The 22842-nt window shown below is 61.1% G+C and carries 21 protein-coding genes and 3 tRNA genes; 10 read left to right on the top strand and 14 right to left on the bottom strand.

Going from position 1 to position 22842, the window contains the following annotated elements:
- Positions 1-4: 4 nt before the first annotated feature.
- Genes miaA through nnr form a run of 5 tightly spaced genes read right to left on the bottom strand, consistent with a single transcriptional unit; the run spans position 5 to position 6647 of the window.
- On the bottom strand, positions 5-946 hold the full coding sequence (gene miaA / locus CPH57_RS22590) for a tRNA (adenosine(37)-N6)-dimethylallyltransferase MiaA (protein WP_096242731.1): 942 nt from the start codon (positions 944-946) through the stop codon (positions 5-7).
- Positions 939-2822 (bottom strand): DNA mismatch repair endonuclease MutL, encoded by a 1884-nt coding sequence (gene mutL, locus CPH57_RS22585; protein WP_096242730.1) that lies wholly within the window; start codon positions 2820-2822, stop codon positions 939-941. Before mutL ends, miaA begins: the two co-directional genes overlap by 8 nt.
- 22 nt (positions 2823-2844) lie before the next feature.
- The gene (gene amiB, locus CPH57_RS22580; protein WP_047572996.1) at positions 2845-4644 is read right to left on the bottom strand and encodes an N-acetylmuramoyl-L-alanine amidase AmiB; all 1800 of its coding nucleotides are present in this window, start codon (positions 4642-4644) and stop codon (positions 2845-2847) included.
- A 7-nt stretch (positions 4645-4651) separates the two neighbouring features.
- The gene (gene tsaE / locus CPH57_RS22575) at positions 4652-5122 is read right to left on the bottom strand and encodes a tRNA (adenosine(37)-N6)-threonylcarbamoyltransferase complex ATPase subunit type 1 TsaE (protein WP_025305017.1); all 471 of its coding nucleotides are present in this window, start codon (positions 5120-5122) and stop codon (positions 4652-4654) included.
- 10 nt (positions 5123-5132) lie between these two features.
- On the bottom strand, positions 5133-6647 hold the full coding sequence (nnr, locus tag CPH57_RS22570; protein WP_060660039.1) for a bifunctional ADP-dependent NAD(P)H-hydrate dehydratase/NAD(P)H-hydrate epimerase: 1515 nt from the start codon (positions 6645-6647) through the stop codon (positions 5133-5135).
- Here nnr and queG point away from each other — a divergent pair.
- Positions 6646-7785 carry a tRNA epoxyqueuosine(34) reductase QueG gene (queG, locus tag CPH57_RS22565; RefSeq protein WP_096242729.1) on the top strand — a complete coding sequence of 380 codons (1140 nt, stop codon included), beginning with the start codon at positions 6646-6648 and terminating at the stop codon, positions 7783-7785. The genes nnr and queG overlap by 2 nt on opposite strands.
- Positions 7786-8096: 311 nt before the next feature.
- Here queG and CPH57_RS22560 read toward each other — a convergent pair.
- From CPH57_RS22560 to orn, 4 genes are all read right to left on the bottom strand, one after another.
- Positions 8097-8172 (bottom strand) — tRNA-Gly (locus tag CPH57_RS22560).
- Between the two features lie 54 nt (positions 8173-8226).
- Positions 8227-8302, bottom strand: a tRNA-Gly gene (locus CPH57_RS22555).
- A gap of 66 nt (positions 8303-8368) precedes the next feature.
- Positions 8369-8444: transfer RNA gene (locus tag CPH57_RS22550), tRNA-Gly, on the bottom strand.
- 192 nt (positions 8445-8636) lie between these two features.
- Positions 8637-9182, bottom strand: coding sequence for an oligoribonuclease (orn, locus tag CPH57_RS22545; protein ID WP_033641618.1), 546 nt, complete (start codon positions 9180-9182; stop codon positions 8637-8639).
- Between the two features lie 245 nt (positions 9183-9427).
- Here orn and rsgA point away from each other — a divergent pair, with 245 nt between their 5' ends.
- The 3 genes from rsgA (at position 9428) to mscM (ending at position 14808) form a co-directional block, all read left to right on the top strand.
- Positions 9428-10477, top strand: a complete 1050-nt coding sequence (gene rsgA / locus CPH57_RS22540) for a small ribosomal subunit biogenesis GTPase RsgA (protein ID WP_033641617.1) — start codon at positions 9428-9430, stop codon at positions 10475-10477.
- A gap of 76 nt (positions 10478-10553) precedes the next feature.
- Positions 10554-11447 carry an archaetidylserine decarboxylase gene (asd, locus tag CPH57_RS22535; protein WP_033641616.1) on the top strand — a complete coding sequence of 298 codons (894 nt, stop codon included), beginning with the start codon at positions 10554-10556 and terminating at the stop codon, positions 11445-11447.
- 13 nt (positions 11448-11460) lie between these two features.
- Entirely contained in the window at positions 11461-14808 is a 3348-nt protein-coding gene (gene mscM / locus CPH57_RS22530; RefSeq protein WP_033641615.1) for a miniconductance mechanosensitive channel MscM, read from the top strand.
- Between the two features lie 73 nt (positions 14809-14881).
- Here mscM and epmA read toward each other — a convergent pair whose 3' ends face one another.
- Positions 14882-15859 (bottom strand): elongation factor P--(R)-beta-lysine ligase, encoded by a 978-nt coding sequence (gene epmA / locus CPH57_RS22525; protein ID WP_004929681.1) that lies wholly within the window; start codon positions 15857-15859, stop codon positions 14882-14884.
- Positions 15860-16244: 385 nt separating this feature from the next.
- Here epmA and frdA point away from each other — a divergent pair, with 385 nt between their 5' ends.
- The 5 genes from frdA to blc all read left to right on the top strand — a co-directional run bounded on the left by frdA (position 16245) and on the right by blc (position 20165).
- The gene (gene frdA / locus CPH57_RS22520; RefSeq protein WP_042783510.1) at positions 16245-18041 is read left to right on the top strand and encodes a fumarate reductase (quinol) flavoprotein subunit; all 1797 of its coding nucleotides are present in this window, start codon (positions 16245-16247) and stop codon (positions 18039-18041) included.
- Positions 18034-18768, top strand: a complete 735-nt coding sequence (locus CPH57_RS22515; protein WP_033648713.1) for a succinate dehydrogenase/fumarate reductase iron-sulfur subunit — start codon at positions 18034-18036, stop codon at positions 18766-18768. Before frdA ends, CPH57_RS22515 begins: the two co-directional genes overlap by 8 nt.
- Before the next feature lie 14 nt (positions 18769-18782).
- Positions 18783-19175: a fumarate reductase subunit FrdC gene (frdC, locus tag CPH57_RS22510; protein ID WP_025305010.1), complete on the top strand. Its 393-nt coding sequence runs from the start codon at positions 18783-18785 to the stop codon at positions 19173-19175.
- 12 nt (positions 19176-19187) lie between these two features.
- Positions 19188-19547, top strand: coding sequence for a fumarate reductase subunit FrdD (gene frdD, locus CPH57_RS22505; protein ID WP_004929672.1), 360 nt, complete (start codon positions 19188-19190; stop codon positions 19545-19547).
- An 84-nt stretch (positions 19548-19631) separates the two neighbouring features.
- The gene (gene blc / locus CPH57_RS22500; protein ID WP_033641611.1) at positions 19632-20165 is read left to right on the top strand and encodes an outer membrane lipoprotein Blc; all 534 of its coding nucleotides are present in this window, start codon (positions 19632-19634) and stop codon (positions 20163-20165) included.
- Here blc and sugE read toward each other — a convergent pair.
- The 4 genes from sugE to efp form a co-directional block, all read right to left on the bottom strand.
- Positions 20159-20476 carry a quaternary ammonium compound efflux SMR transporter SugE gene (gene sugE / locus CPH57_RS22495; protein WP_033641610.1) on the bottom strand — a complete coding sequence of 106 codons (318 nt, stop codon included), beginning with the start codon at positions 20474-20476 and terminating at the stop codon, positions 20159-20161. The genes blc and sugE overlap by 7 nt on opposite strands.
- A gap of 192 nt (positions 20477-20668) precedes the next feature.
- A complete protein-coding gene (locus CPH57_RS22490) occupies positions 20669-20800 on the bottom strand; it encodes an entericidin A/B family lipoprotein (protein WP_004929668.1) in 132 nt (43 codons plus the stop codon).
- A 120-nt stretch (positions 20801-20920) separates the two neighbouring features.
- On the bottom strand, positions 20921-21052 hold the full coding sequence (locus CPH57_RS22485) for an entericidin A/B family lipoprotein (protein WP_004929667.1): 132 nt from the start codon (positions 21050-21052) through the stop codon (positions 20921-20923).
- A 70-nt stretch (positions 21053-21122) separates the two neighbouring features.
- Entirely contained in the window at positions 21123-21689 is a 567-nt protein-coding gene (gene efp, locus CPH57_RS22480) for an elongation factor P (RefSeq protein ID WP_004929666.1), read from the bottom strand.
- Positions 21690-21731: 42 nt separating this feature from the next.
- Here efp and epmB point away from each other — a divergent pair, with 42 nt between their 5' ends.
- Positions 21732-22760 (top strand): EF-P beta-lysylation protein EpmB, encoded by a 1029-nt coding sequence (gene epmB, locus CPH57_RS22475; RefSeq protein ID WP_033641609.1) that lies wholly within the window; start codon positions 21732-21734, stop codon positions 22758-22760.
- The last annotated feature ends 82 nt before the right edge of the window (positions 22761-22842 follow it).

Raw genomic sequence — 22842 nt, 5'->3', positions numbered from 1 at the left:
CAACCTATGCACTAACAACCTGTGTCACCGAGTCCAAAGCCTCTCCCGGCTTTTCACTGTCCAACCAATGGACCGACTCCCAACCCCGTAACCAGGTCATCTGGCGTTTAGCCAACTGACGTGTTGCGCAAATACCACGATAAACCATCTCATCGTAACTAATTTCACCAGACAAGTATGACCACATCTGGCGGTAACCGACACAGCGAATGGAGGGCAAGTCCGTATGCAAATCACCCCGTGCGAAAAGTGCACGCGCTTCCGTCTCAAAACCCGCCGCCAACATTTGATGGTACCGCAGCTCGATGCGTTGATGGATCAACTCACGGCTGGTCGGCGCTATCGCAAATTGGTGAACTTGATACGGTAACGATTCACCCGAAATTTTAGTCAGTTCCGTTAAAGTTTTACCCGAAATAAAAAAAACTTCCAGTGCTCTGGACAGTCTCTGCGGATCATTCGGATGAATTCTCACTGCCGCGACCGGATCGATCGCCTGTAACTGACGGTGCAGCGCCTCCCAGCCCTGCTCCGCCGCTTGCCGTTCGATGCGCTCGCGCACTGCGGGATCGGCGGACGGCAACGGCGACAATCCTTCCAGCAACGCCTTGAAATACAACATGGTGCCGCCCACCAACAGCGGAATGCGGCCGGCGGCGGTGATGTCGGCCATCTCTTTCAGCGCATCGGCGCGGAACTCCGCAGCCGAGTAAACTTCGGCGGGATCGCGAATATCGATCAGCCGATGCGGCGCCTGCGCCAATTCTTCGGTGCTCGGCTTGGCGGTGCCGATATCCATGCCGCGATAAATCAGCGCGGAATCGACGCTGATCAGTTCCACCGGCAGGCGCTCGCGCAGCGCGATCGCCAGCGCGGTCTTGCCCGAGGCGGTCGGCCCCATAATGAAAATAGCCGGGGGACGTGATGTCATTTCAGTTTCAGTCATGCTTGAGGGCCGCCAGTGCGGCCTGTAAATCAACGGGTTGTAAAAGTCCGTTCGGTGGCGATTTGACCAGCTGCGGGCAAAGTCGTTCAACGTCGGTCAGCAATTGTATCGCTTGCGAGGTGTTCCACTGTTCATGTTCGCTGCCGAGACGGCGAGCGAGCCAGGTGGCCAACACCGCGGGCGACATCTCCTGATGCTCGGCCAGATAGCCTAACAGTTCGGGTATCAGTTTTTGTAAATTTTGTTGGCGTAATGGTAAAGGCACTGCGCGCAGCGTCACACGGCCGTGATCCGTCTGCAAATCCAGCCCCATCATCGTCAGCAGCGCCTGATGCCGCGCGATGGCCGCCGCTTCGTTCTTGTCCAACGTCAGCTTGACTGGGATCAGCAGCGGCTGCGGCCGCAGCCCTTCCGTCGGCGGATTGAGCTGCGCCTGGCGCAGCCAGCGCTCGGCCACCGTCAGGTTGAGCAACGCCGGCTGCTGGCGCTGTTCAATCAGTGCGTAGCACGGCGGATGGATCATCAGCACCCGGCCAAAGCTGTGTTGCCCGCTCGCCAACGGCGTTTCCACGGCGGCTTTCACCGGTGGGAACAGCGGCGGCCGACTCGGGGCTTCCGGCGCGGCCTCAGCCTGCGGCTCGGCGGCAGGCCGCATCAGTTTGCCGTACAGCTCGCCTTCGCGTTTCTGGTAACCGCCCGCCGTTTGCCAACCGGGCTGCGGCGCGCGCTCGCGGGCAGCGCCGGCCGGTGGCGGCGTTTCGCGACGCGGCGCCGGCTGTGAAAAATGGTTGCCGCCGGCGGCGACGCGGTTTTCCTGCTGCCAGACCGGCGCAGGCGCCTCGTCAGGCGCTTCCGCCAGCGGCAGCGACGGCGTCTGCCCGGCCTGTTGCAGCACCGTGGTCACCGCCTGGTAGATAAAATCGTGCACCAGCCGCGCCTGATGGAAACGCACCTCGTGCTTGGCGGGATGAACGTTGACGTCCACCTGGTGCGGATCCACCTCCAGATACAACACGTAAGCGGGCTGCTGATCGTCTTTCAGCTGATCCTGATAGGCCTGACGAATGGCGTGGTTGATCAAGCGATCGCGCATCATGCGGCTGTTGACGTAGCAATACTGCATCTCACCCAGCTGGCGCGCCCCGTCCGGATCCGCCACCCAACCGCGGATGCTCAGATCGCCATGCTGCCAGTCGATGTTCAGCGCATGCTGCAAAAACGCCGGGCCGCAGATGCTGCCCAAACGGCGCTCGTGCTGGCTTTCTTCCTTCGCCGCCCGATATTGGCGGATCAGTTTGCCGTTATGGCTGAGGTTGATCGCCACATCGAAGCACGCCAGCGCGATGCGCCGCACCACTTCATCGATATGGCCGAATTCGGTTTTCTCGGTGCGCATGAACTTGCGGCGCGCCGGGGTGTTGTAAAACAGATCCAACACTTCCAGCGTGCTGCCGACCGGGTGCGCGGCGGGTTTGACCGTCACCGCCTGTTCGCGCCCTTCGGCATAGGCTTGCCACGCTTCGCTCTGATCTGCGGTGCGCGACGTCAGGGTCAAACGGGAAACCGAGCTAATGCTGGCCAGCGCTTCGCCGCGAAAACCGAGGCTGACGATCGCCTCCAGGTCGTCGAGCGTGCTGATTTTACTGGTGGCGTGCCGCGCCAGCGCCAGCGCCAGATCGTCCTTGCCGATGCCGCAGCCGTTGTCGCGAATGCGGATCAACTTGGCGCCGCCGCGTTCGATATCGATATCGATGCGCGTCGCACCGGCGTCCAGGCTGTTTTCCACCAGCTCTTTGACGACCGACGCGGGGCGTTCGACCACCTCTCCGGCGGCGATCTGGTTGGCGAGCTGTGGCGGTAACACCTGGATAGGCATGCTGACTCCTGTAGCGGTGGCGCTAGGCCTGCGGAATGGTCAGCGTCCGATCCAGCGGCGCGACGTCCGACTTCAGATTATTGACCCGTTTCAAATCGCCGACGCTGACCCCGTAGCGAGAAGCGATGGAGGACAGCGTGTCCCCGCGGGCCACTTTATGTTTAGACGGCTTCTTCTTCGCCGGCGTTTTCGCTTTGGCGATGGCGGTGACGGCGGCGGTTTTCCCCGCCGGCACCTTCAGGCGTTGCCCGACCCACACGCCGTCTTTCTTCAGTTTGTTCAGATCCCGCAGCGCCGCCATGGTCGTGCCGTAGCTGTCGGCGATGCCGGACAGCGTCTCCGCCCGTTTCACCACGTGGATCTGGGTCTTGCCGCTTACGCTGCGGCTCGCGCCGGCCGAGCTGACGATAGGCTCAGGCTGGCGCACGTCTGGTGTTGAGGTGTTAACCGCCGCTGCGACGTCCAGCGGTCGGTTTTCCACCTTTGGGTCGGCTTGCAGCGGATGCGCCAGGAAGTAGCTGCGCAAGCCGTTATGAATGGCCTTGGCAATCTTCTCCTGATACGCGCTACTGCCCAGCAGCCGCTCCTCCGTGCTATTACTGATAAATCCTGTTTCCACCAGCAGCGATGGAATATCCGGCGAACGCAGCACGCCCAGGCTGGCGTGTTCCGGCCGGCGTTTATGCAACGATCCGACGCTCTGCAGCTGCTGCAGCACCTTCACCGCCACATCGTAACCAACGCGCTGCGAGTGGCCGAACTGCAGATCCAGCACCGCCTGGCTCAGATAAGGGTCGGCCTGGCTGTTGGCCAGCAAGTCGCCGGCGCCGCCGAGCAGCTCGGACTGCTTCTCATGCTGTTCGAGCCAACCGGCCATTTCGCTGTTGGCGCGGCGATTGGACAGCACCCAGACGGAAGCCCCGCTGGCGCTGCGGTTTGGCGCGGCGTCGGCGTGGATGGAGACCAGCACGTTGGCGCCCTGTTTACGCGCAACGTCGGAACGCCCCATCACCGAAATAAAATAGTCGCCGTTACGTGTCAGCACCGGCTTGAACTGCGGATCGGCGTCCAGCATCGCCTGCAGGCGGCGCGCGATGGCGATAGTGACATTCTTTTCTTTCAACCCGCTCGGGCCGATGGCGCCCGGATCCTGGCCGCCGTGGCCGGCGTCAATCGCCACTACCACCCGATCGCCGGAACCGGCGGAAACGCGGCTGCTGCGCGGCGTCACCTCAGTGGCGGTGCCCGCGACAACGCTCTGTTTATTGGTAAAGGGATTCGATCCCGTCGGCGCTTTGCGCAGCGGCGGCTCCGGCGCTTCACGCACCGCGACCGGCGCCTGACGCGGCGGTTGGCTGACGGCGACCGGCGCAGGCGTTTGGACCGGCGCTTTACGCGCCACGGTATTGACGCCGCCTTCGGCCGTAAGGGTGAATACCACGGTGTGCACGCCGCCGTTCTGGCGGGTGGAGACGCGGGTTTTAGCGCGCTGAGTCAGATCAAACACCAGGCGCACGCTCTGAGCGTCTTTCGGCGCGCTGGAGCGAATGCTTTTCACCAGGTTTTGGCCGCTGAAATTGAGCGGCAGCCCGCCGACCTTGCCTTTCTGGTTGACGTCCAGCACCACGCGCTCCGGGCCGTGCAGCGGGAAAAACGCGTAGTCCGGCGGGCCATTGAAGCTCACCGACACCGTCGCTTCGCGCTGGGCGTTGGACACTTTGATATCGGACAGCGAGGACGCCGCCAGCGCGTTCAACGCGCCGAGCGGCCCCAGCACGGCGATCAGCATGATGACCGCAAATTTTTTCAACGCATGCGTCATTGCAGCATCATCCCTGTGATCCATGAATACGGTCTAACAGCTGGCTGCCGTAAGCAGAAATCGCCTCGATCTTCGCCTCTCGCCCCTCGCCCTGATAGCTGAGGTGCAGCGCCAGATCCGGCTCCGGCAGCACGCCGGTGCCCTGCTGCGGCCATTCGACCAGGCAGATGGCGTCTTGCGCGAAGTAATCGCGAATGCCCATAAATTCAAGCTCTTCCGGATCGGCCAGGCGATACAGATCGAAGTGATATACCGCCAAGGGCTGCAAGGCATAGGGCTCCACCAGCGTGTAGGTCGGGCTTTTGACATTGCCCTGATGCCCCAACGCCTGCAGGAAGCCACGGCTGAAGGTGGTTTTACCGGCGCCCAGGTCGCCGTAGAGATAGATGACGCTGGCGCGATCGCAGGCCTTGGCCAAAGTGGTGCCCAAAGCGACAGTCGCTGCCTCGTCCGGCAGAGGTAAAACGAGTTCTTTCATTCGATAAAGTCTATTTTGCCCACTCAGGGTTAACGAAATGAAGGATGTCCGGCAGTAAATCGGTCGCCAACATGCCTCTTGTTCCTTGTCTTTCCGCTACGCGATCGCCGGCCGCGCCGTGTACGACACAGCCCGCACAGGCGGCATCATACAGCGAGAGCTTTTGCGCCAGCAAACCGCCGATGATGCCCGACAGCACATCGCCCATGCCGCCGGAGGCCATGCCGGCATTGCCGACGTCGGCGATCGCCATCTGGCCCTGCTCATCGGCGATCAGCGTGCCGGCGCCTTTCAGCACCGCCACGCCGCCATAGCGCGCCGTCAGGTTACGCACGGCAAGTAAGCGATCACTCTCGATGTCGGCAGTGCTGCAGCTCAACAGCCGCGCCGCCTCTCCGGGATGCGGAGTCATCACGCGATTCTGCCGTTTCTCGGGATTTAATGCCAGCAAGTTCAGCGCATCGGCGTCCCACAAGGCCGGTTTATCGCTGGTTTGCAGCACGTTCAAGGCGTTTTTGCCCCACTCAGCCTGGCCCAGCCCCGGGCCAATCACCAGCACGTCCGCCCATTGCATCGCCTGCCGCAAGGCCGTCTCGTCCAGCGCCTGCGCCATCAACTCCGGCCTGGCCGCCAGCAGCGGCGCGACGTGCTCAATGTGAGTAAGCACTCGCACCAATCCAGCCCCGCTGCGCAGCGCCGCTTCCGCCGCCATGCGAATGGCGCCGCCGAATCCGCGGTCGCCGCCCACCAGCAGCAGACGGCCATGCTCGCCCTTATGGGCGCAGGGGCGCCGCGGATGCAGCCAGCGCGGCAACGCCTCGGCGGTAAGCCGCTGAATCTGTTCCGGTTGCTTCGCCAACCAATCCGATAAGCCTAGCGTATTCTGATGAAGTTGCCCGACCCAGTCGCGCGCCTGCCCGGTCAGCAAGCCCGGCTTGAGGCCAATGAACGTGACGGTATGCGCGGCACGCACGACCGCGCCCGGCGCCGCGCCGCTTTCCGCCAGCAGCCCGGACGGAATATCGAGCGCCACCACCGGCGCCGAATGGCGGTTGGCGGCCTCGATCAGCGCATCGTAAGGCGCGCGCGGCGCGCTGCCCAGGCCGGTGCCTAACAGACCGTCGATAATAAGAGAGACGGACGCCGGCCAGCGGCTGTTCGCCGGCAGAATATCGCCGCCAGCGGCCAGCCAGGCCTCGCGGGCCGCTGCGGCCTCCGGCGGCAAAGGGCGTGCGCCTTCGCAGGCGATCACCGTCACCTGCACGCCCGCCGCCTTCGCCAAACGCGCCACCACATAGCCGTCGCCGCCGTTGTTGCCGTGGCCACAGAGCACCAGCCAGTGGTTGCAGCAGGGATAAGTGTCGCGCGCCAGTACGTAGGCCGCCTGACCGGCGCGCAGCATTAAATCGTAAAGAGAAAGACCGAGCGAGGCCGCCGCCGCAGGTTCCGAACGACGGATCCAATCCGCAGGCCAGACAGAGTGTGGTAAACTGTCAGCGTATGCTTTTTCACTGTGGCCCGTCATGACGCACCCCCTCGATCTCCATCAACTCGCCCAACATATCAAGCAATGGGGGCAATCGCTAGGATTCCAGCAGGTTGGCATCTGCGATACCGATCTCAGCCTGGAAGAGCCGAAGCTGCAGGCCTGGCTCGACAAACAGTACCACGGCGAGATGGAGTGGATGGCGCGCCACGGTATGCTGCGCGCGCGCCCTCACGAGCTGTTGCCGGGCACGCTGCGGGTGATCAGCGTGCGCATGAACTACCTGCCGGCCAAGGCGGCGTTCGCCAGCACCCTGCAAAACCCGCAATTGGGCTACGTCAGCCGCTATGCGCTGGGGCGCGATTATCACAAGCTGTTGCGTCAGCGCCTGAAAAAGTTGGGCGATCAGATCCAGGCCTACTGCGGCGAACTGAATTTCCGCCCCTTTGTCGACTCGGCGCCGGTCATGGAGCGCGCGCTGGCCGCCAAGGCGGGCATCGGCTGGGTTGGTAAACACTCACTAATTCTTAACCGCGAAGCCGGATCCTGGTTTTTCCTCGGCGAACTGCTGATCGACCTGCCGCTGCCGGTGGATCAGCCGCAGGAAGAGCAGTGCGGCCGCTGCGTCGCCTGCATCACCACTTGCCCGACCGGGGCCATCGTCGCGCCCTACACCGTCGATGCCCGGCGCTGCATTTCCTATCTGACCATCGAACTGGAAGGCGCGATCCCGGAGGAATTCCGGCCGCTGCTCGGCAACCGTATCTACGGCTGCGACGACTGCCAGCTGATCTGCCCGTGGAACCGATTTTCGCAACTCACCGACGAAGACGATTTCAGCCCGCGTGCCGCGCTGCATGCGCCGCAGCTGATCGATCTGTTCAGTTGGACGGAAGAAAAATTCCTGCGCATCACCGAAGGCTCGGCGATACGCCGCATCGGTCACCTGCGCTGGCTGCGCAATATCGCCGTGGCGCTGGGCAATGCGCCTTATAAGGACAGCATCGTGCTCGCGCTGCGCACGCGTTTGGGCCAGGACGCCATGCTGGACGAACATATCCACTGGGCACTGGCGCAACAGCTCGCTCGCCGTGAAGCACAGGGCATCGAGGTGCAAACGGCGCAGAAAAAACGGTTGATACGGGCTGTGGAAAAAGGTTTGCCAAGGGATGCCTGACGGGGTGCGCCGCGCGGGCGTATCGCCCGAAATCTCACTCTGTGGATTTGTGCATAAAAATAAAAACACGTTGTCTTTCAACTGCAACAAAAAGAGCAAGTGATCGGCATAACGTTTTGGGATAAATAAATAAGCTTATAAATCAAATATATAAATATTTAATTTGTATGACGTTGATTTTTCAGGCTGGCGGGTTTATGTACAGAGGCTGTGGATAACTCTGTTCACAACGTTTTTAGCAGGTGTGTAAAACGGGACAAAAACCCGCGCCGGAGAAGGCGTTGGATTTGAGTTTGAAACGAAGAGAAAATTGGAGCGGGAAACGAGACTCGAACTCGCGACCCCGACCTTGGCAAGGTCGTGCTCTACCAACTGAGCTATTCCCGCATTGAGATGCTTTTGGCATCCGGTCACCAAACACTGGCGTGACCTTTGAATTTTTGGAGCGGGAAACGAGGCTCGAACTCGCGACCTCAACCTTGGCAAGGTTGCGCTCTACCAACTGAGCTATTCCCGCGTCGCATAGGTACTGCTTGATACTGCTTTATTTATTCATCATGCCGCATCGCGACATTGTTGAATTTGGAGCGGGAAACGAGACTCGAACTCGCGACCCCGACCTTGGCAAGGTCGTGCTCTACCAACTGAGCTATTCCCGCCCGGCGTATCGATGGTGGAACGTTACGAAATTCTTCATCGGTACGGGGTGCGCATTATACGAGAAATCCTTTTTGTCGCAAGCCCCTGAAAGCAAAAAAACGCGATTTTTGTTTGATTGCCGATTAAAGCGCCAGATTGGCGAATTAAGCGGCTAAAAACGGCATTTTTTCCCCGCAGAGGCCGCCATCGCCTTAAAGCTGAATGAAATGCTCGCGGTAATAAGCCAGTTCGGCCACCGATTCGCGGATGTCATCCAGCGCCTGATGGGTGCCCTGCTTCTTAAAGCCGCCGAGAATTTCCGGCTTCCAACGGCGCGCCAGTTCTTTCAGCGTGCTGACGTCCAGGTAGCGGTAATGGAAGTAGGCCTCCAGCTCCGGCATGTAGCGGAACAGGAAACGGCGATCCTGGCCCACGCTGTTGCCGCAGATCGGCGATTTACCGGCCGGCACCCATTGCTGCAGGAAGGCGATGGTTTCCAGCTCGGCGGCGCGATCGTCCTGCCGACTGGCTTTCACCCGCTCCACCAGCCCGCTGCCGGTATGGGTGCGCACGTTCCACTCGTCCATCAAGGCCAGCTGCTCGTCGGATTGGTGCACGGCGATCACCGGCCCTTCCGCCAGGATGTTCAGATTGGCGTCGGTGACCAGCGTGGCGATCTCGATAATGCGGTCACGCTCGGGATCCAGCCCGGTCATCTCCAAATCGATCCAAATCAGGTTATTTTCGTTTGCTGTCATGATGTTTCCTGCCTAAAAGCCGAGAGAAAAACGCTGTGCGGACGAGACGACGGCCGCCGCCGATGGCGACGCGCCGCAGCCGGCGGCTAACAACGGTTATTTAATATAAAATAGCGTGTATCATAGTCTTTTTGGTCGCCATGGGCGACATATACCCTGACGGGTTCAAGGCTGCGCCCGGGGCAAGTCCCCCGCCGCGGCTGTGCGTATACGTAAAGGTATAAAACCGATTCAAGTGAGGCGCAGTGAGTAAGAACAAACTGTCCAAAGGTCAGCAACGCCGCGTGCAGGCGAACCATCAGCGCCGTCTGAAGCGCGCCGATAACAAACCGGAACCGGATGATTCCCAGCTGGGCGAGCCGCAGGAAGGCGTCGTCATCAGCCGTTTCGGCATGCACGCCGACGTTGAGGCGCCGGATGGCACTCAGCACCGCTGCAACATCCGCCGCACGCTGCGTTCGCTGGTGACCGGCGATCGCGTGGTGTGGCGCCCCGGCCTGGGCGCCCATGAAGGGGTAAAAGGCATTGTGGAAGCGGTGCACGAACGCACCTCGGTGCTGACGCGCCCGGACTTCTATGACGGCGTGAAGCCGATCGCCGCCAATATCAATCAGATCGTCATCGTGTCTGCGATCCTGCCCGAGCTGTCACTGAACATCATCGACCGTTATCTGGTGGCCTGCGAAACGCTCGAAGTCGAGCCGCTGATCGTGCTCAACAAAATTGACCTGCTGGACGCCGAAGCGCGCAAGCTGGTCGACGGCATGATGGATATCTATCGCAAGATTGGCTACCGGGTGCTGGAAGTCTCCAGCCAAACGCGGGAAGGCATGGCGGAGTTCGAACAGGCGCTGGCCGGGCGCATCAGCATCTTCGCCGGTCAGTCCGGGGTCGGCAAGTCCAGCTTGCTGAACGCGCTGCTGCCGCCGTCTGAAGAGCAAATTCTGGTAAATCAGGTTTCCGACGTCTCGGGCCTCGGGCAACATACCACCACCGCCGCGCGGCTGTACCATTTCCAGCACGGCGGCGACGTGATCGACTCCCCGGGGGTGCGCGAGTTTGGCCTGTGGCACCTGGAGCCGGAACAAATCACCCGCGGCTTTGTCGAATTCCGTGATTATTTAGGCGGTTGCAAATTCCGCGACTGCCGCCACGATACCGATCCCGGCTGCGCCATTCGCGCGGCGATGGAGAAAGGCGATATCGCGCAAGAGCGGTTCGACAACTATCACCGTATTCTGGAAAGCATGGCGCAGGTGAAGGTTCGCAAGAACTTCACGGACGCCGCAGACTGACACTGACGAGCGAGCATTGACGACGGCGGAGCCCTCGTTACAATGCGCGCCCTTTACCCTGATTCACGAGGTTAACGTGCTGGATAGCATCAAGATTAAACTGCAATATTGGCTGCCGAAGCTGGCGCTGACCCGCCTGGCGGGCTGGGGCGCCGACAAACGGGCCGGCTGGCTGACCCAACTGGTGGTCAAAACCTTCGCCCGCTTCTACCGCGTGGACATGCAGGAAGCGCAAAATCCGGACCTGGCGTCTTACGCCACCTTCAACGATTTCTTCGTGCGCCCGCTGCGCGACGGCGCGCGCCCCATCGTCGCCGACGCCAACTGGCTGGCGCTGCCTGCCGATGGTGCCATCAGCCAGCTCGGCCCGATCCGCGACGATCAAATCTTCCAGGCCAAAGGCCACCACTACAGCCTCGAAGCGCTGCTGGCCGGCAACTATCTGTTGGCCGAGCCGTTCCGCAACGGCCTGTTCGCCACCACCTATCTGGCGCCGCGCGACTATCACCGCGTACACATGCCGTGCGCCGGCGTGCTGCGCGAAATGATCTATGTGCCGGGCGATTTGTTCTCGGTCAACCCGCTCACCGCCGCCAACGTGCCTAATCTGTTCGCGCGCAACGAGCGCGTGATCTGCGTATTCGACACCGACATTGGGCCGATGGTGCAAATCCTGGTCGGCGCCACCATCGTCGGCAGCATCGAAACCGTCTGGGCCGGCACCGTCACGCCGCCGCGCGAAGGCATCATCAAGCGCTGGACCTACCCGGCCGCCGGCGAAGAAGGCGCCATCGCGCTGGAAAAAGGCGCCGAGATGGGCCGTTTCAAACTCGGCTCCACGGTGATCAACCTGTTTACCGCAGGCAGCGTGCAGTTTGCGCCGCAGCTGCATAACGGCACCGTCACCCGCATGGGTGAAGCCTTCGCCGAAATCCCGGCCGCCGCTGAAACGCCACAGACCCCGCTCTAAAGGAATCGACGCCGTGCGCCTTTTCATCACGCTTTTGCTCGGTTGCCTGCTGTGGCAACCGGCGCTGGCCGCCCCCGTGCCGACCGAGACCCAGCTCAAACAGGAGCTGAAGCAGGCGGAAAGCAGCAAAAACGCGCCGAATCAGGCGGAAACCACCGAGGCGCTGCAAAGCGCCCTCAACTGGCTGACGGAGCGCAAAGAGTCGCAGACTCGCTCCGAGCAGTATCAGAGGGTGATCGACGATTTTCCGAAGATGACGCAGGAGCTGCGCCGTCAGCTGGTGCTGGAAAGCAACAAGATCCTGCCTAACGGCGACGATCTGCCGGCCGCCGAGCTGGAACAGCAGATCCTGCAAACCAGCAGCCTGCTGCTGGAACAGGCGCGCCTGCTGCAGCAAGAACAGGATCGCACGCGGGAGATCAGCGATTCGCTCGGCCAGCTGCCGCAGCAGCAGACCGACGCCCGCCGTGCGCTGACGGAAGTGCAGCGCCGCCTGCAAGCGCAGCCCGCCAACCCGACCACGCCGTATGCGCAGGCCGCCCTGGCCCTGCTGCAGACCGAAGCCGCGGCGCGCAAAGCCAAAGTGGACGAGCTGGAGCTGGCGCAGCTGTCGGCCAACAACCGTCAGGAGCTGGCGCGCATGCGCGCCGAGGTCTATAAAAAGCGCCACGAGAAAATAGACGTTCAGCTGCAGGCGCTGCGCAATAACCTCAACGCCCAACGCCAACGCGAAGCAGAGCTGGCGCTGGAAAAAACCGAGCAGTTAGCCGAGCAGAACGGCGATTTGCCAAAAAGCATCAGCCAGCAGCTGCAGATCAACCGCGAACTGTCCGCCGCGCTGAACAGCCAGGCGCAGCGCATGGATCTGATTTCATCGCAGCAGCGGCAGGCGGCGGCGCAGACGCTGCAGGTGCGCCAGGCGCTGAGCACCATCATCGAGCAGGCCCAGTGGCTCGGTTCGTCGTCGGCGCTGGGGGAAACCCTGCGCGCCCAGGTGGCGACACTGCCGGAAATGCCCAAGCCGCAACAGCTGGACGGCGACATGGCCCAACTGCGCGTGCAGCGACTGCAGTTTGAAAACCAGCTGGAAAAACTGTCGCAGCGCGAATTCAAACGCGACGACGGCAGCGCGCTGACCAATCAGGAGCAACGCATCGTCGATGCCCAGCTGCGCACCCAGCGCGAGCTGCTCAACTCGTTGTTATCCGGGTGCGACACCCAAATCCTCGAGCTGACCAAGCTGAAGGTGGCCAACACCCAGCTGATCGAAGCGTTGAACGAAATTCGCGACGCCACCCACCGCTATCTGTTCTGGGTGCCGGACGTCAATCCGATCAACTTCTCCTACCCGCTCAACGTGGCGCACGATCTGACGCGCGTCCTGTCGCTGGACACGCTGTCTCAACTCGGCGGCGCCTTCATGATGATGGTGACCAGCCGCGAAACGCTGATCCCGATCTTCGGCGCCCTGCTGCTGGTGATTTTCAGCATCAGCTCGCGCAAGCACTACCACGCCTTCCTCGAGCGCGCGAGCAGCCGCGTCGGCAAGGTGACGCAGGACGAATTCTTCCTGACGGTGCGCACCGTGTTCTGGTCGATTCTGGTGGCGATGCCGCTGCCGGTGCTGTGGGCCGCGCTCGGTTACGGCCTGCAGAGCGCCTGGAACTACCCGGTGGCGGAAGCGATCGGCAAAGGGGTAACCGCCACGCTGCCGATCCTGTGGATCTGCATGATCTGCGCCGCCTTCGCCCACCCGCAGGGGCTGTTCATCGTGCACTTCCGCTGGCCGGCGAAGCAGGTTTCGCGCGCCATGCGCTACTACAAGATGTCGATCTGGCTGATCGTGCCGCTGATCATGGCGCTGATCACCTTCGATAGCCTGAAAGAACGCGAGTTCGCCAACACCCTGGGGCGGCTGTGCTTCATCCTGCTGTGTCTGGCGCTGGCGCTGGTCACCCACAGCCTGAAACGCGCCGGCATTCCGCTGTATCTGGATAAAAACGGCTCCGGCGACAACATGCTCAACAGCGCCTTCTGGGGGCTGCTGCTGTCGGCGCCGCTGCTGGCGGCGCTGGCCTCGACCGTCGGTTACCTCACCACCGCGCAGGCGCTGTTGGCGCGTCTGGAAACTTCGGTGGCGATCTGGTTCCTGCTGCTGGTCGTCTACCACATCATCCGCCGTTGGATGTTGATCCAGCGGCGGCGCATCGCCTTCGATCGCGCCAAGCAGCGCCGCGCCGACATTCTGGCCCAGCGCGCCCGCGGCGAAGACGAAACTTCACATACCCCGAACAGCACCGAAGGCGCCATCGATCCGGACGATTCGGACTTCGATCTGGACACCATCAGCGCCCAGTCGCTGCGGCTGGTGCGTTCGATCCTGACGCTGATCGCGCTGGTGTCGGTGATCGTACTGTGGTCGGAGATCCACTCCGCGTTCGCCTTCCTGGAAAACATCTCGCTGTGGGACGTAACCTCGACGGTGAACGGCGTGGAAACCGCCCATCCGATCACCCTCGGCGCGGTTCTGATCGCCATTCTGGTGTTGATCATCACCATGCAGCTGGTGCGCAACCTGCCGGCGCTGCTGGAGCTGGCGGTGCTGCAGCACCTGGATCTGTCCCCGGGCACCGGCTACGCCATCACCACCATCACCAAGTACCTGCTGCTGCTGTTCGGCGCGGTGCTCAGCTTCGCCTGGATCGGCATCGAATGGTCGAAACTGCAGTGGGTGGTTACCGCGCTCAGTCTGGGGTTGGGCTTCGGCATGCAGGAGATCTTCTCCAACTTCATCTCCGGCTTGATCATCCTGTTCGAGAAACCGATCCGCATCGGCGACACCGTGACGATCCGCAATCTGACCGGCACCGTCACCAAGATCAATACCCGCGCCACCACCATCTCGGACTGGGACCGCAAAGAGATCATCGTGCCGAACAAAGCGTTTATCACCGAGCAGTTCGTCAACTGGTCGCTGTCGGATACCCTGACCCGTGTGGTGCTGACCGTACCGGCGCCGGGCGAGGCCAACAGCGAAGAAGTGACCAAGATCCTGATGAACGCCGCCGAGCGCTGCGCGCTGGTGCTGGATAACCCGGCGCCGGAGGTCTATCTGGTCGATCTGCAACAAGGCATTCAGATCTTCGAGATGCGTATTTACGCCGCCGAGATGGGCCACCGTATGCCGCTGCGCCATGAGATCCACCAACTGATCCTGGCGGGCTACCGCGAGCACGGCATCACGCTGCCGTACCCGCCGTTCCAGGTGCGTACCGAGACGCTGTCGCGGCTAACCAACAACGGCCGCACGCCGCCGTCCACGCCGGCGCCGAACACCAAGCGCGACGCCGGGGGGCTATAAGCGCTTCTCGCGATAAAAAAAGGGGGTCGGCAAATGCCGACCCCCTTTTTTGCTTTTGACCCGTCCTGAAACGTCAGGCGATCCCGACCGGGAAGGCTAATACGTCGCTCAGGCTCTCGGCGCCCAGCGCCAGCATCACCAGACGATCCACGCCCAGCGCCACGCCGGAACACTCCGGCATGCCGTGCTGCAACGCCGCCAACAGGTTGTAGTCGATCGGTTGCTGCGGCAGGCCGCGCTCCGCGCGTTTGCGGTTGTCCTGCTCGAAGCGCTGCTGTTGTTCACGGCCGTCGGTCAGCTCGCGGAAACCGTTCGCCAGCTCGATACCCTTGAAGTACACCTCGAAACGCTCCGCCACGCGGTGGTCTTCGGTGCTGATCTCCGCCAACGCCGCCTGGCTGGCCGGGAAGTGGTACACGAACGCCGGTTTTTCACGGCCGATATGCGGTTCCACGCCCACGGTGAACAGCAGCTGCAGCAGCGTATCGCGATCTTCTTCGGTATCGGCGATGTTGCTCAGATCGAGTTTGGCCGCCGCTTCGCGCAGCTGCGCCTTCTCCGCCGACAGCGGATCGATGTCCAGATGGCGCAGGAACGCCTGCTGATAGGACAGGGTCTCCGCGCTCTCGCAGTCCAGCACCTGTTGCAGCAGATCGTCCACTTCATTCATCAGGCGGTACATGTCGTAGTGCGGACGGTACCACTCCAGCATGGTGAATTCCGGGTTGTGATGCCGCCCGGCTTCTTCATTGCGGAAGCTGCGCCCCATTTGGTAGATCGGGCCGCTGCCCGCCGCCAACAGGCGCTTCATGTGATATTCCGGGCTGGTCATCATGTATAGCGTCAGGCCCTCTGCCGCTCCCGGCCCGACGAAACGCGTCTCGAACGGGAACAGGTGAACGTCGGTGACCGTCGCCTGGCTCATGGTGGGCGTCTCAACTTCCAGCACGCCACGATCGGCGAAGAAACGCCGGATCTCAGCCAGAATCGCTGCGCGTTTCAACAAATTGGCGATGGGTGCACTAGGCTGCCAGCTTGCCGTTTCGCTCATGGTAATTAACTCCGAAATCAAACAGGGGATGCAGTCTACTCGCATCCTTGCAGCCAAACAAATTCTTCAGGATGCGCAACCGGCGATAACGCCAATTTCCGATAAAAGGGCGGCAAAAGCGCGTTAAAAAGGGTAAAGCCGGCCGAACGCGCAAAAAAACAGACAAGCCTGCCGGGCAAGCGTTAATCGACAAAACAATCGATCACATCAAATTTCGACTACTTAACTTTAGGTATAGTTAATTCCCCATTATTGGTGGGAGATATCTATCCTTAACCTTTAAGCAACATTAATCGGTTCAATTAGTTAGCACCCGAAGAGTTCGCTAAATTTTAAGCATAGATATTTAACTTGCCGTTCTTAACAAGAACATTGGAGGAATGCAGTGCAAACCTTTAACGCCGATCTTGCCATTATTGGGGCCGGGGGCGCTGGTTTACGTGCAGCAATAGCCGCAGCGGAAGCCAATCCCCAACTGAAAATCGCGCTGATCTCTAAGGTCTACCCGATGCGCAGCCACACGGTCGCCGCCGAGGGGGGCTCCGCCGCCGTCACCCAGGATCACGATACCTTCGACTATCACTTCCACGACACCGTCGCCGGCGGCGACTGGCTGTGCGAGCAGGACGTGGTCGATCACTTCGTGCATCAGTGCCCGCGCGAGATGACCCAGCTTGAGCAGTGGGGCTGCCCGTGGAGCCGTAAACCGGACGGTTCGGTCAACGTGCGGCGCTTCGGTGGCATGAAGATCGAACGCACCTGGTTCGCCGCCGACAAGACCGGCTTCCACATGCTGCACACCCTGTTCCAGACCTCGCTGAAATACCCGCAAATCCAACGCTTCGACGAGCACTTCGTGCTGGATATCCTGGTGGATGACGGCCAGGCGCGCGGCCTGGTGGCGCTCAACATGATGGAAGGCACCCGCGTGCAGATCCGCGCCAACGCGGTGGTGATGGCCACCGGCGGCGCCGGGCGCGTTTATCGCTACAACACCAACGGCGGCATCGTTACCGGCGACGGCATGGGCATGGCGTTCCACCACGGCGTACCGCTGCGCGACATGGAGTTCGTGCAGTATCACCCGACCGGCCTGCCCGGTTCCGGCATCCTGATGACCGAGGGCTGCCGCGGCGAAGGCGGCATTCTGGTGAACAAAGACGGCTACCGTTACCTGCAAGACTACGGCATGGGCCCGGAAACCCCGCTGGGCGAGCCGAAGAACAAATACATGGAGCTGGGCCCGCGCGATAAAGTGTCCCAGGCCTTCTGGCATGAATGGCGCGCCGGCCGCACCATCGCCACCCCGCGCGGCGACGTGGTCTACCTCGATCTGCGCCACCTGGGCGAGAAAAAGCTGCTGGAGCGGCTGCCGTTCATCTGCGAACTGGCCAAAGCCTACGTCGGCGTCGATCCGGTGAAAGATCCGATCCCGGTGCGCCCTACCGCGCACTACACCATGGGCGGCATTGAAACCGACCAGAACTGCGAAACCCGCATCAAAGGGCTGTTCGCAGTCGGCGAATGTTCCTCCGTCGGCCTGCACGGCGCCAACCGTCTCGGCTCCAACTCGCTGGCGGAACTGGTGGTATTCGGCCGCGTCGCCGGTGAACACGCCGCGCGCCGCGCGCTGGAAACCGCGCCGGCCAACGGCAGCGCGCTGGATGCGCAAACCCGCGACGTCGAAACCCGCCTGAGCAACCTGATGAAGCAGGAAGGCAACGAAAACTGGGCGAAGATCCGCGACGAAATGGGGCTGTCGATGGAAGAAGGCTGCGGCATCTACCGCACGCCGGAGCTGATGCAAAAAACCATCGATAAGCTGGCCGAGCTGAAAGAACGTTTCAAGCGCGTCAAAATCACCGACAACACCAGCGTGTTCAATACCGATCTGCTGTACACCATCGAGCTGGGTTATGGTCTGGACGTCGCTGAATGCATGGCGCACTCCGCATTTAACCGCAAAGAGTCGCGCGGCGCCCACCAGCGCCTGGACGAAGGCTGCACCGAGCGTGACGACGTCAACTTCCTCAAGCATACGCTGGCGTTCCACAATCCGCAGGGCGCGCCGCGTCTTGAATACAGCGACGTGAAAATCACCAAGCTGCCGCCGGCCAAACGCGTCTACGGCGCAGAAGCCGAAGCGCAGGAGAAAAAGAATAAGGAGCAGGCAAATGGCTGAGATGCAAACCCTGAAGATCGAAGTCATGCGCTATAACCCGGAAAGCGACGCCGAGCCGCATTTCGTCACTTACGCCGTGCCTTACGACGAACAGACCTCGCTGCTCGACGCGCTGGGCTATATCAAGGATAACCTGGCGCCGGACCTCTCCTACCGCTGGTCTTGCCGCATGGCGATCTGCGGCTCCTGCGGCATGATGGTCAACCGCGTGCCGAAGCTGGCGTGCAAAACCTTCCTGCGCGACTACGTCGGCGGCATGAAGGTCGAAGCGCTGGGCAACTTCCCGATCGAGCGCGATCTGGTGGTCGACATGACCCACTTCATCGAAAGCCTGGAGGCGATCAAACCGTACATCATCGGCAACGATCGCAAACCGGAGGATGGCCCGAACGTGCAGACTCCGGCACAGATGGCCAAATACCACCAGTTCTCCGGCTGCATCAACTGCGGCCTGTGCTACGCGGCGTGCCCGCAGTTCGGCCTCAACCCCGAGTTTATCGGCCCGGCGGCGATCACGCTGGCGCACCGCTATAACCTGGACAACCGCGACCACGGCAAGAAACAGCGCATGCCGCAGCTCAACGGCCAAAACGGCGTCTGGAGCTGCACCTTCGTCGGCTATTGCTCCGAAGTCTGTCCGAAACACGTCGATCCCGCCGCCGCTATCCAGCAAGGCAAGGTGGAGAGCGCCAAAGACTTCATGATCGCCATGTTGAAGCCGCAATAAGGGAGAAAATTGCCATGACAACTCAACGTAAGCCCTATGTGCGCACCATGACGCCCACCTGGTGGCAAAAGCTCGGCTTCTACCGTTTCTACATGCTGCGCGAAGGCACCTCGGTGCTGGCGGTCTGGTTCAGCATCGTGCTGCTCTACGGCGTGTTCGCGCTGAAGGGCGGCGCCGAGAGCTGGGCCGGCTTCGTCGGTTTCTTGCAGAATCCGCTGGTGCTGTTAATCAACGTCGTCGCATTGCTGGCGGCGGCGCTGCACACCAAAACCTGGTTCGATCTGGCGCCGAAGGCCGCCAATATCGTGGTCAACAGCGAGAAAATGGGACCGGGCCCCATCGTGAAAGGGCTGTGGGCCGTCACGATCGTCGTCAGCGTGGTCATCCTGGCCGTGGCCCTGTTCTAATCCGGAGGAAACATGATAAATCAAGCACCTAAACGCTCCGACGAGCCGGTTTTCTGGGGATTGTTCGGCGCCGGCGGCATGTGGGGCGCGATCGTCGCGCCGGCTATCGTACTGCTGGTCGGCATTCTGCTGCCGCTGGGGCTGTTCCCCGGTGAAGCGCTGGGTTACGAGCGCGTGCTGGCGTTCTGCCAGAGCCTGATCGGCCGCCTGTTCCTGCTGCTGATGATCATTCTGCCGCTGTGGTGCGGCCTGCACCGCATCCACCATGCGATGCACGATCTGAAGATCCACGTGCCGGCCGGCAAGTGGGTGTTCTACGGTCTGGCGGCAATCCTCAGCGTCGTCACCGTCATCGGCGTCGTCACTCTGTAAACCGCTCGGGTGGCCAACGCCCGTTGGCCGCCCTTTTCTCATCGGCTACACTGTCTACTCGCCCCCGGTAAACAGGAGTCACCGATGCGTTTATGGTCAAAGCTTTGCGTCATGCTTTCCGCCCTGCTCTCCGTCGCCTGCAGCGTCTCCCCGCCTAAAGACATCAAGGTCGTGAACAATTTCGACAGCCAGCGCTATCTCGGCACCTGGTATGAGATCGCACGTCTGGATCATCGTTTTGAACGCGGTTTGCAGCAGGTGACCGCCCATTACAGCCCGCGCGCCGACGGCGGACTGAACGTCATCAATCGCGGCTTCAATCCGCAGAAACAGCAATGGCAAGAAAGCGAAGGCAAAGCCTACTTTATCGGTTCACCGCAGGTCGCGGCGCTGAAAGTGTCGTTCTTCGGCCCTTTCTATGGCGGCTACAACGTGATTGCCCTGGATCCGGCGTATGGCTACGCGCTGGTTTGCGGCCCGAACCGCGACTATCTGTGGATCCTGTCGCGCACGCCGACGCTTGACGCCGCCGTGCGCGACCGTTTATTGCAGACAGCCAAAGGCTACGGTTTCGCCACCGACAAGCTGATCTGGGTGCAGCAGTCCGCCGATCACTGACTGCTGAACTTCAGCCCGAGTATGCCGACCACGATCAGGCACAGGCTGATGATGCGCGCGATATTGGTCGATTCGCCCAACAGCACCATGCCCATGATGGCCGCGCCCACCGCGCCGATGCCGGTCCACACCGCGTAGGCGGTGCCGGCGGGCAGCGTTTTCATGGCGTTGGCCAACAGCAACATGCTGACCACCATCGCGGCGATGGTGATGATGCTCGGCGTCAGCCTGGTAAAACCGTGGGTGTATTTCAGACCGATAGCCCAAACCACTTCGAGCAAACCGGCGATAAGCAGAATAATCCAGGCCATGAGACGGCCTCCCTACCACTGGGGTCGTCCCCGATAAAATGACGCGTAAACGGGTCGTCCCGTTTAGCGAGGTGATGCATGACGGGTAACCTCACCCGCACTGCGGCAGGATAGCAGCAGCGTTAACGCTCAGGCAAGGGATAGAAATGTGGCGGCTCTCCGCAGCCGGAACGCCGCCGGGTGGAATGCGGATTATTCCGCGCTGCGCTGAATAGCCTTGCCGCCGGCCTGAATGTCTTCACCCACACCGCGGGTGGTATTACAGGCGGTCAGCGAGCTCAAAATCATCAAAGAGAAGATCGCGATAATACTTTTCTTCAGCATAAGAAAGTCCTTATTTGTCGTTGATGAAAAAGTACGGCTTTCTAAGCGTAGTCAAAATTGACGGAGGGTGTGGGATCGTGACCGGCTTTGTGGCGCAAATACATCGGGTTAAAGGCGGGATCAGCTGGCCGTGCGGGAGATAGCGCCGCCGAGATGCTGAACGTCTTCGCCGAAACCGCGAAACGTATTGCAACTGCTGAGGGAGAAAAGGAACAACAGGGAGAGCACGGCCAACAGCGTTTTCTTGAACATGCGGATTTTCTGCCAACGAACGGGGATGGGATAAAACAGAGGAACCGCGGGGGTTCCTCTGTTTTGAAACTTACTTGACGCGAGAGACGTATTCGCCAGAGCGAGTGTCAACCTTGATCACTTCGCCGATCTGGACGAACAACGGCACTTTAACCACGGCGCCGGTGCTCAGGGTAGCCGGCTTGCCGCCAGTCCCTGCGGTATCGCCTTTCAGGCCAGGATCGGTATCGGTGATTTCCGCTTCGATGAAGTTCGGCGGCTGAACGGCGATTGGACGGCCATCCCACAGGGTGATGATGCACTCTGCGTTATCCTGCAGCCATTTGGCCGCGTCGCCGACGGTTTTGCCGTCAACCTGATGCTGTTCGAAAGACTCAGGGTGCATGAAGTGGTAGAACTCACCGTCGCTGTACAGGTAGTTCATGTTGGTGTCCATCACGTCTGCGCCTTCGCAAGAATCGGTAGACTTGAAGGTTTTTTCCACGCGGGTGCCGGTCAGCAGACGGCGCATTTTCACGCGCGCGAACGCCTGGCCTTTGCCCGGCTTAACGAACTCACTGGCTTCGACGGCGTAAGGTTCGCCCTCGAACATGATTTTAAGACCCGGACGGAAATCGTTGCTAGAATAAGTCGCCATGATGGCCCTCTGAATATTTGAACTGGTAGCTTAGCCAAAAAAATGGCACACATTATAACCCAAAGTACGGCACATAGAGAAGATTGGTTGCATCAACTCGCCGATGTTATTACCGATCCCGATGAATTACTGCAGCTTTTGTCACTGAATACGCACCCGGAACTGCCGCAGGGGCGCGATGCCCGTCGGCTGTTTGCCCTGCGCGTGCCGCGCGCCTTCGCTGCGCGCATGCGCCCCGGCGATGCCAACGACCCGCTGCTGCGCCAGGTGCTGACCGCCAGAGAGGAGTTCATCAACGCCCCAGGGTTCACCACCGATCCGCTGGATGAACAGCGCAGCGTGGTGCCGGGCCTGCTGCACAAATACCGCAATCGCGCGCTGCTGCTGGTCAAAGGCGGCTGTGCGGTCAACTGCCGTTACTGTTTCCGCCGTCACTTCCCCTATCAAGATAATCAGGGCAACAAGAACAACTGGCGGCAGGCGCTGGATTATATCCGCCAACACCCGGAACTGGACGAGATCATTTTTTCCGGCGGCGATCCGCTGATGGCCAAAGACAGCGAGCTGGAGTGGCTGGTCGGCGAGCTGGAGGCCATCCCGCATCTGAAACGCCTGCGCATTCACACCCGTCTGCCGGTGGTGATCCCGGCGCGCATTACGCCGGCGCTGTGCCGCCTGCTGTCGGCCTCGCGCCTGCAGGTGCTGATGGTCACCCACATCAACCACGCCAACGAAATCGACCGCAAGCTGCAGAACGCCATGGCCCAGCTGCGCCTCGCCGGCGTCACGCTGCTCAACCAGAGCGTGCTACTGCGCGACGTCAACGACGATGCCGATACGCTGGCGGCGCTCAGCAACGCGCTGTTCGACGCCGGCATCCTGCCCTATTACATCCACGTGCTGGACAAAGTGCAGGGCGCGGCGCATTTCATGGTCAGCGACGATGAAGCGCGCGTCATCATGCAGGCGCTGCTGAGCAAGGTGTCCGGTTATCTGGTGCCGCGCCTGACGCGTGAAGTAGGCGGCGAACCGAGCAAAACGCCGATCGACCTGCGCCTGATGCAGGAGTGACGCGCGCCACAGGGCTCGACGAAACGAAAAGAGGAATGCCGTGGCATTCCTCTTTTTTATCTCTTCGCGGCGTTAGGCCTCA

It is taken from the genome of Serratia sp. JKS000199, from assembly GCF_900215455.1.
GTDB classification, from domain to species: domain Bacteria; phylum Pseudomonadota; class Gammaproteobacteria; order Enterobacterales; family Enterobacteriaceae; genus Serratia; species Serratia ureilytica.
Note: the sequence above shows the minus strand (reverse complement) of the source record. Positions and strands in the feature narration are given on the sequence as shown.

What these genes read in the sequence shown, in the direction of transcription:
- amiB (WP_047572996.1), bottom strand. Translation starts at nt 4,644, where the DNA reads ATGACGCATGCGTTGAAAAAATTTGCGGTCATCATGCTGATCGCCGTG.
- CPH57_RS22515 (WP_033648713.1), top strand. Translation starts at nt 18,034, where the DNA reads ATGGCTGAGATGCAAACCCTGAAGATCGAAGTCATGCGCTATAACCCG.
- mutL (WP_096242730.1), bottom strand. Translation starts at nt 2,822, where the DNA reads ATGCCTATCCAGGTGTTACCGCCACAGCTCGCCAACCAGATCGCCGCC.
- sugE (WP_033641610.1), bottom strand. Translation starts at nt 20,476, where the DNA reads ATGGCCTGGATTATTCTGCTTATCGCCGGTTTGCTCGAAGTGGTTTGG.
- orn (WP_033641618.1), bottom strand. Translation starts at nt 9,182, where the DNA reads ATGACAGCAAACGAAAATAACCTGATTTGGATCGATTTGGAGATGACC.
- tsaE (WP_025305017.1), bottom strand. Translation starts at nt 5,122, where the DNA reads ATGAAAGAACTCGTTTTACCTCTGCCGGACGAGGCAGCGACTGTCGCT.
- miaA (WP_096242731.1), bottom strand. Translation starts at nt 946, where the DNA reads ATGACTGAAACTGAAATGACATCACGTCCCCCGGCTATTTTCATTATG.
- CPH57_RS22485 (WP_004929667.1), bottom strand. Translation starts at nt 21,052, where the DNA reads ATGTTCAAGAAAACGCTGTTGGCCGTGCTCTCCCTGTTGTTCCTTTTC.
- efp (WP_004929666.1), bottom strand. Translation starts at nt 21,689, where the DNA reads ATGGCGACTTATTCTAGCAACGATTTCCGTCCGGGTCTTAAAATCATG.
- queG (WP_096242729.1), top strand. Translation starts at nt 6,646, where the DNA reads ATGACGCACCCCCTCGATCTCCATCAACTCGCCCAACATATCAAGCAA.
- blc (WP_033641611.1), top strand. Translation starts at nt 19,632, where the DNA reads ATGCGTTTATGGTCAAAGCTTTGCGTCATGCTTTCCGCCCTGCTCTCC.
- frdD (WP_004929672.1), top strand. Translation starts at nt 19,188, where the DNA reads ATGATAAATCAAGCACCTAAACGCTCCGACGAGCCGGTTTTCTGGGGA.
- CPH57_RS22490 (WP_004929668.1), bottom strand. Translation starts at nt 20,800, where the DNA reads ATGCTGAAGAAAAGTATTATCGCGATCTTCTCTTTGATGATTTTGAGC.
- frdC (WP_025305010.1), top strand. Translation starts at nt 18,783, where the DNA reads ATGACAACTCAACGTAAGCCCTATGTGCGCACCATGACGCCCACCTGG.
- epmA (WP_004929681.1), bottom strand. Translation starts at nt 15,859, where the DNA reads ATGAGCGAAACGGCAAGCTGGCAGCCTAGTGCACCCATCGCCAATTTG.
- nnr (WP_060660039.1), bottom strand. Translation starts at nt 6,647, where the DNA reads ATGACGGGCCACAGTGAAAAAGCATACGCTGACAGTTTACCACACTCT.
- epmB (WP_033641609.1), top strand. Translation starts at nt 21,732, where the DNA reads ATGGCACACATTATAACCCAAAGTACGGCACATAGAGAAGATTGGTTG.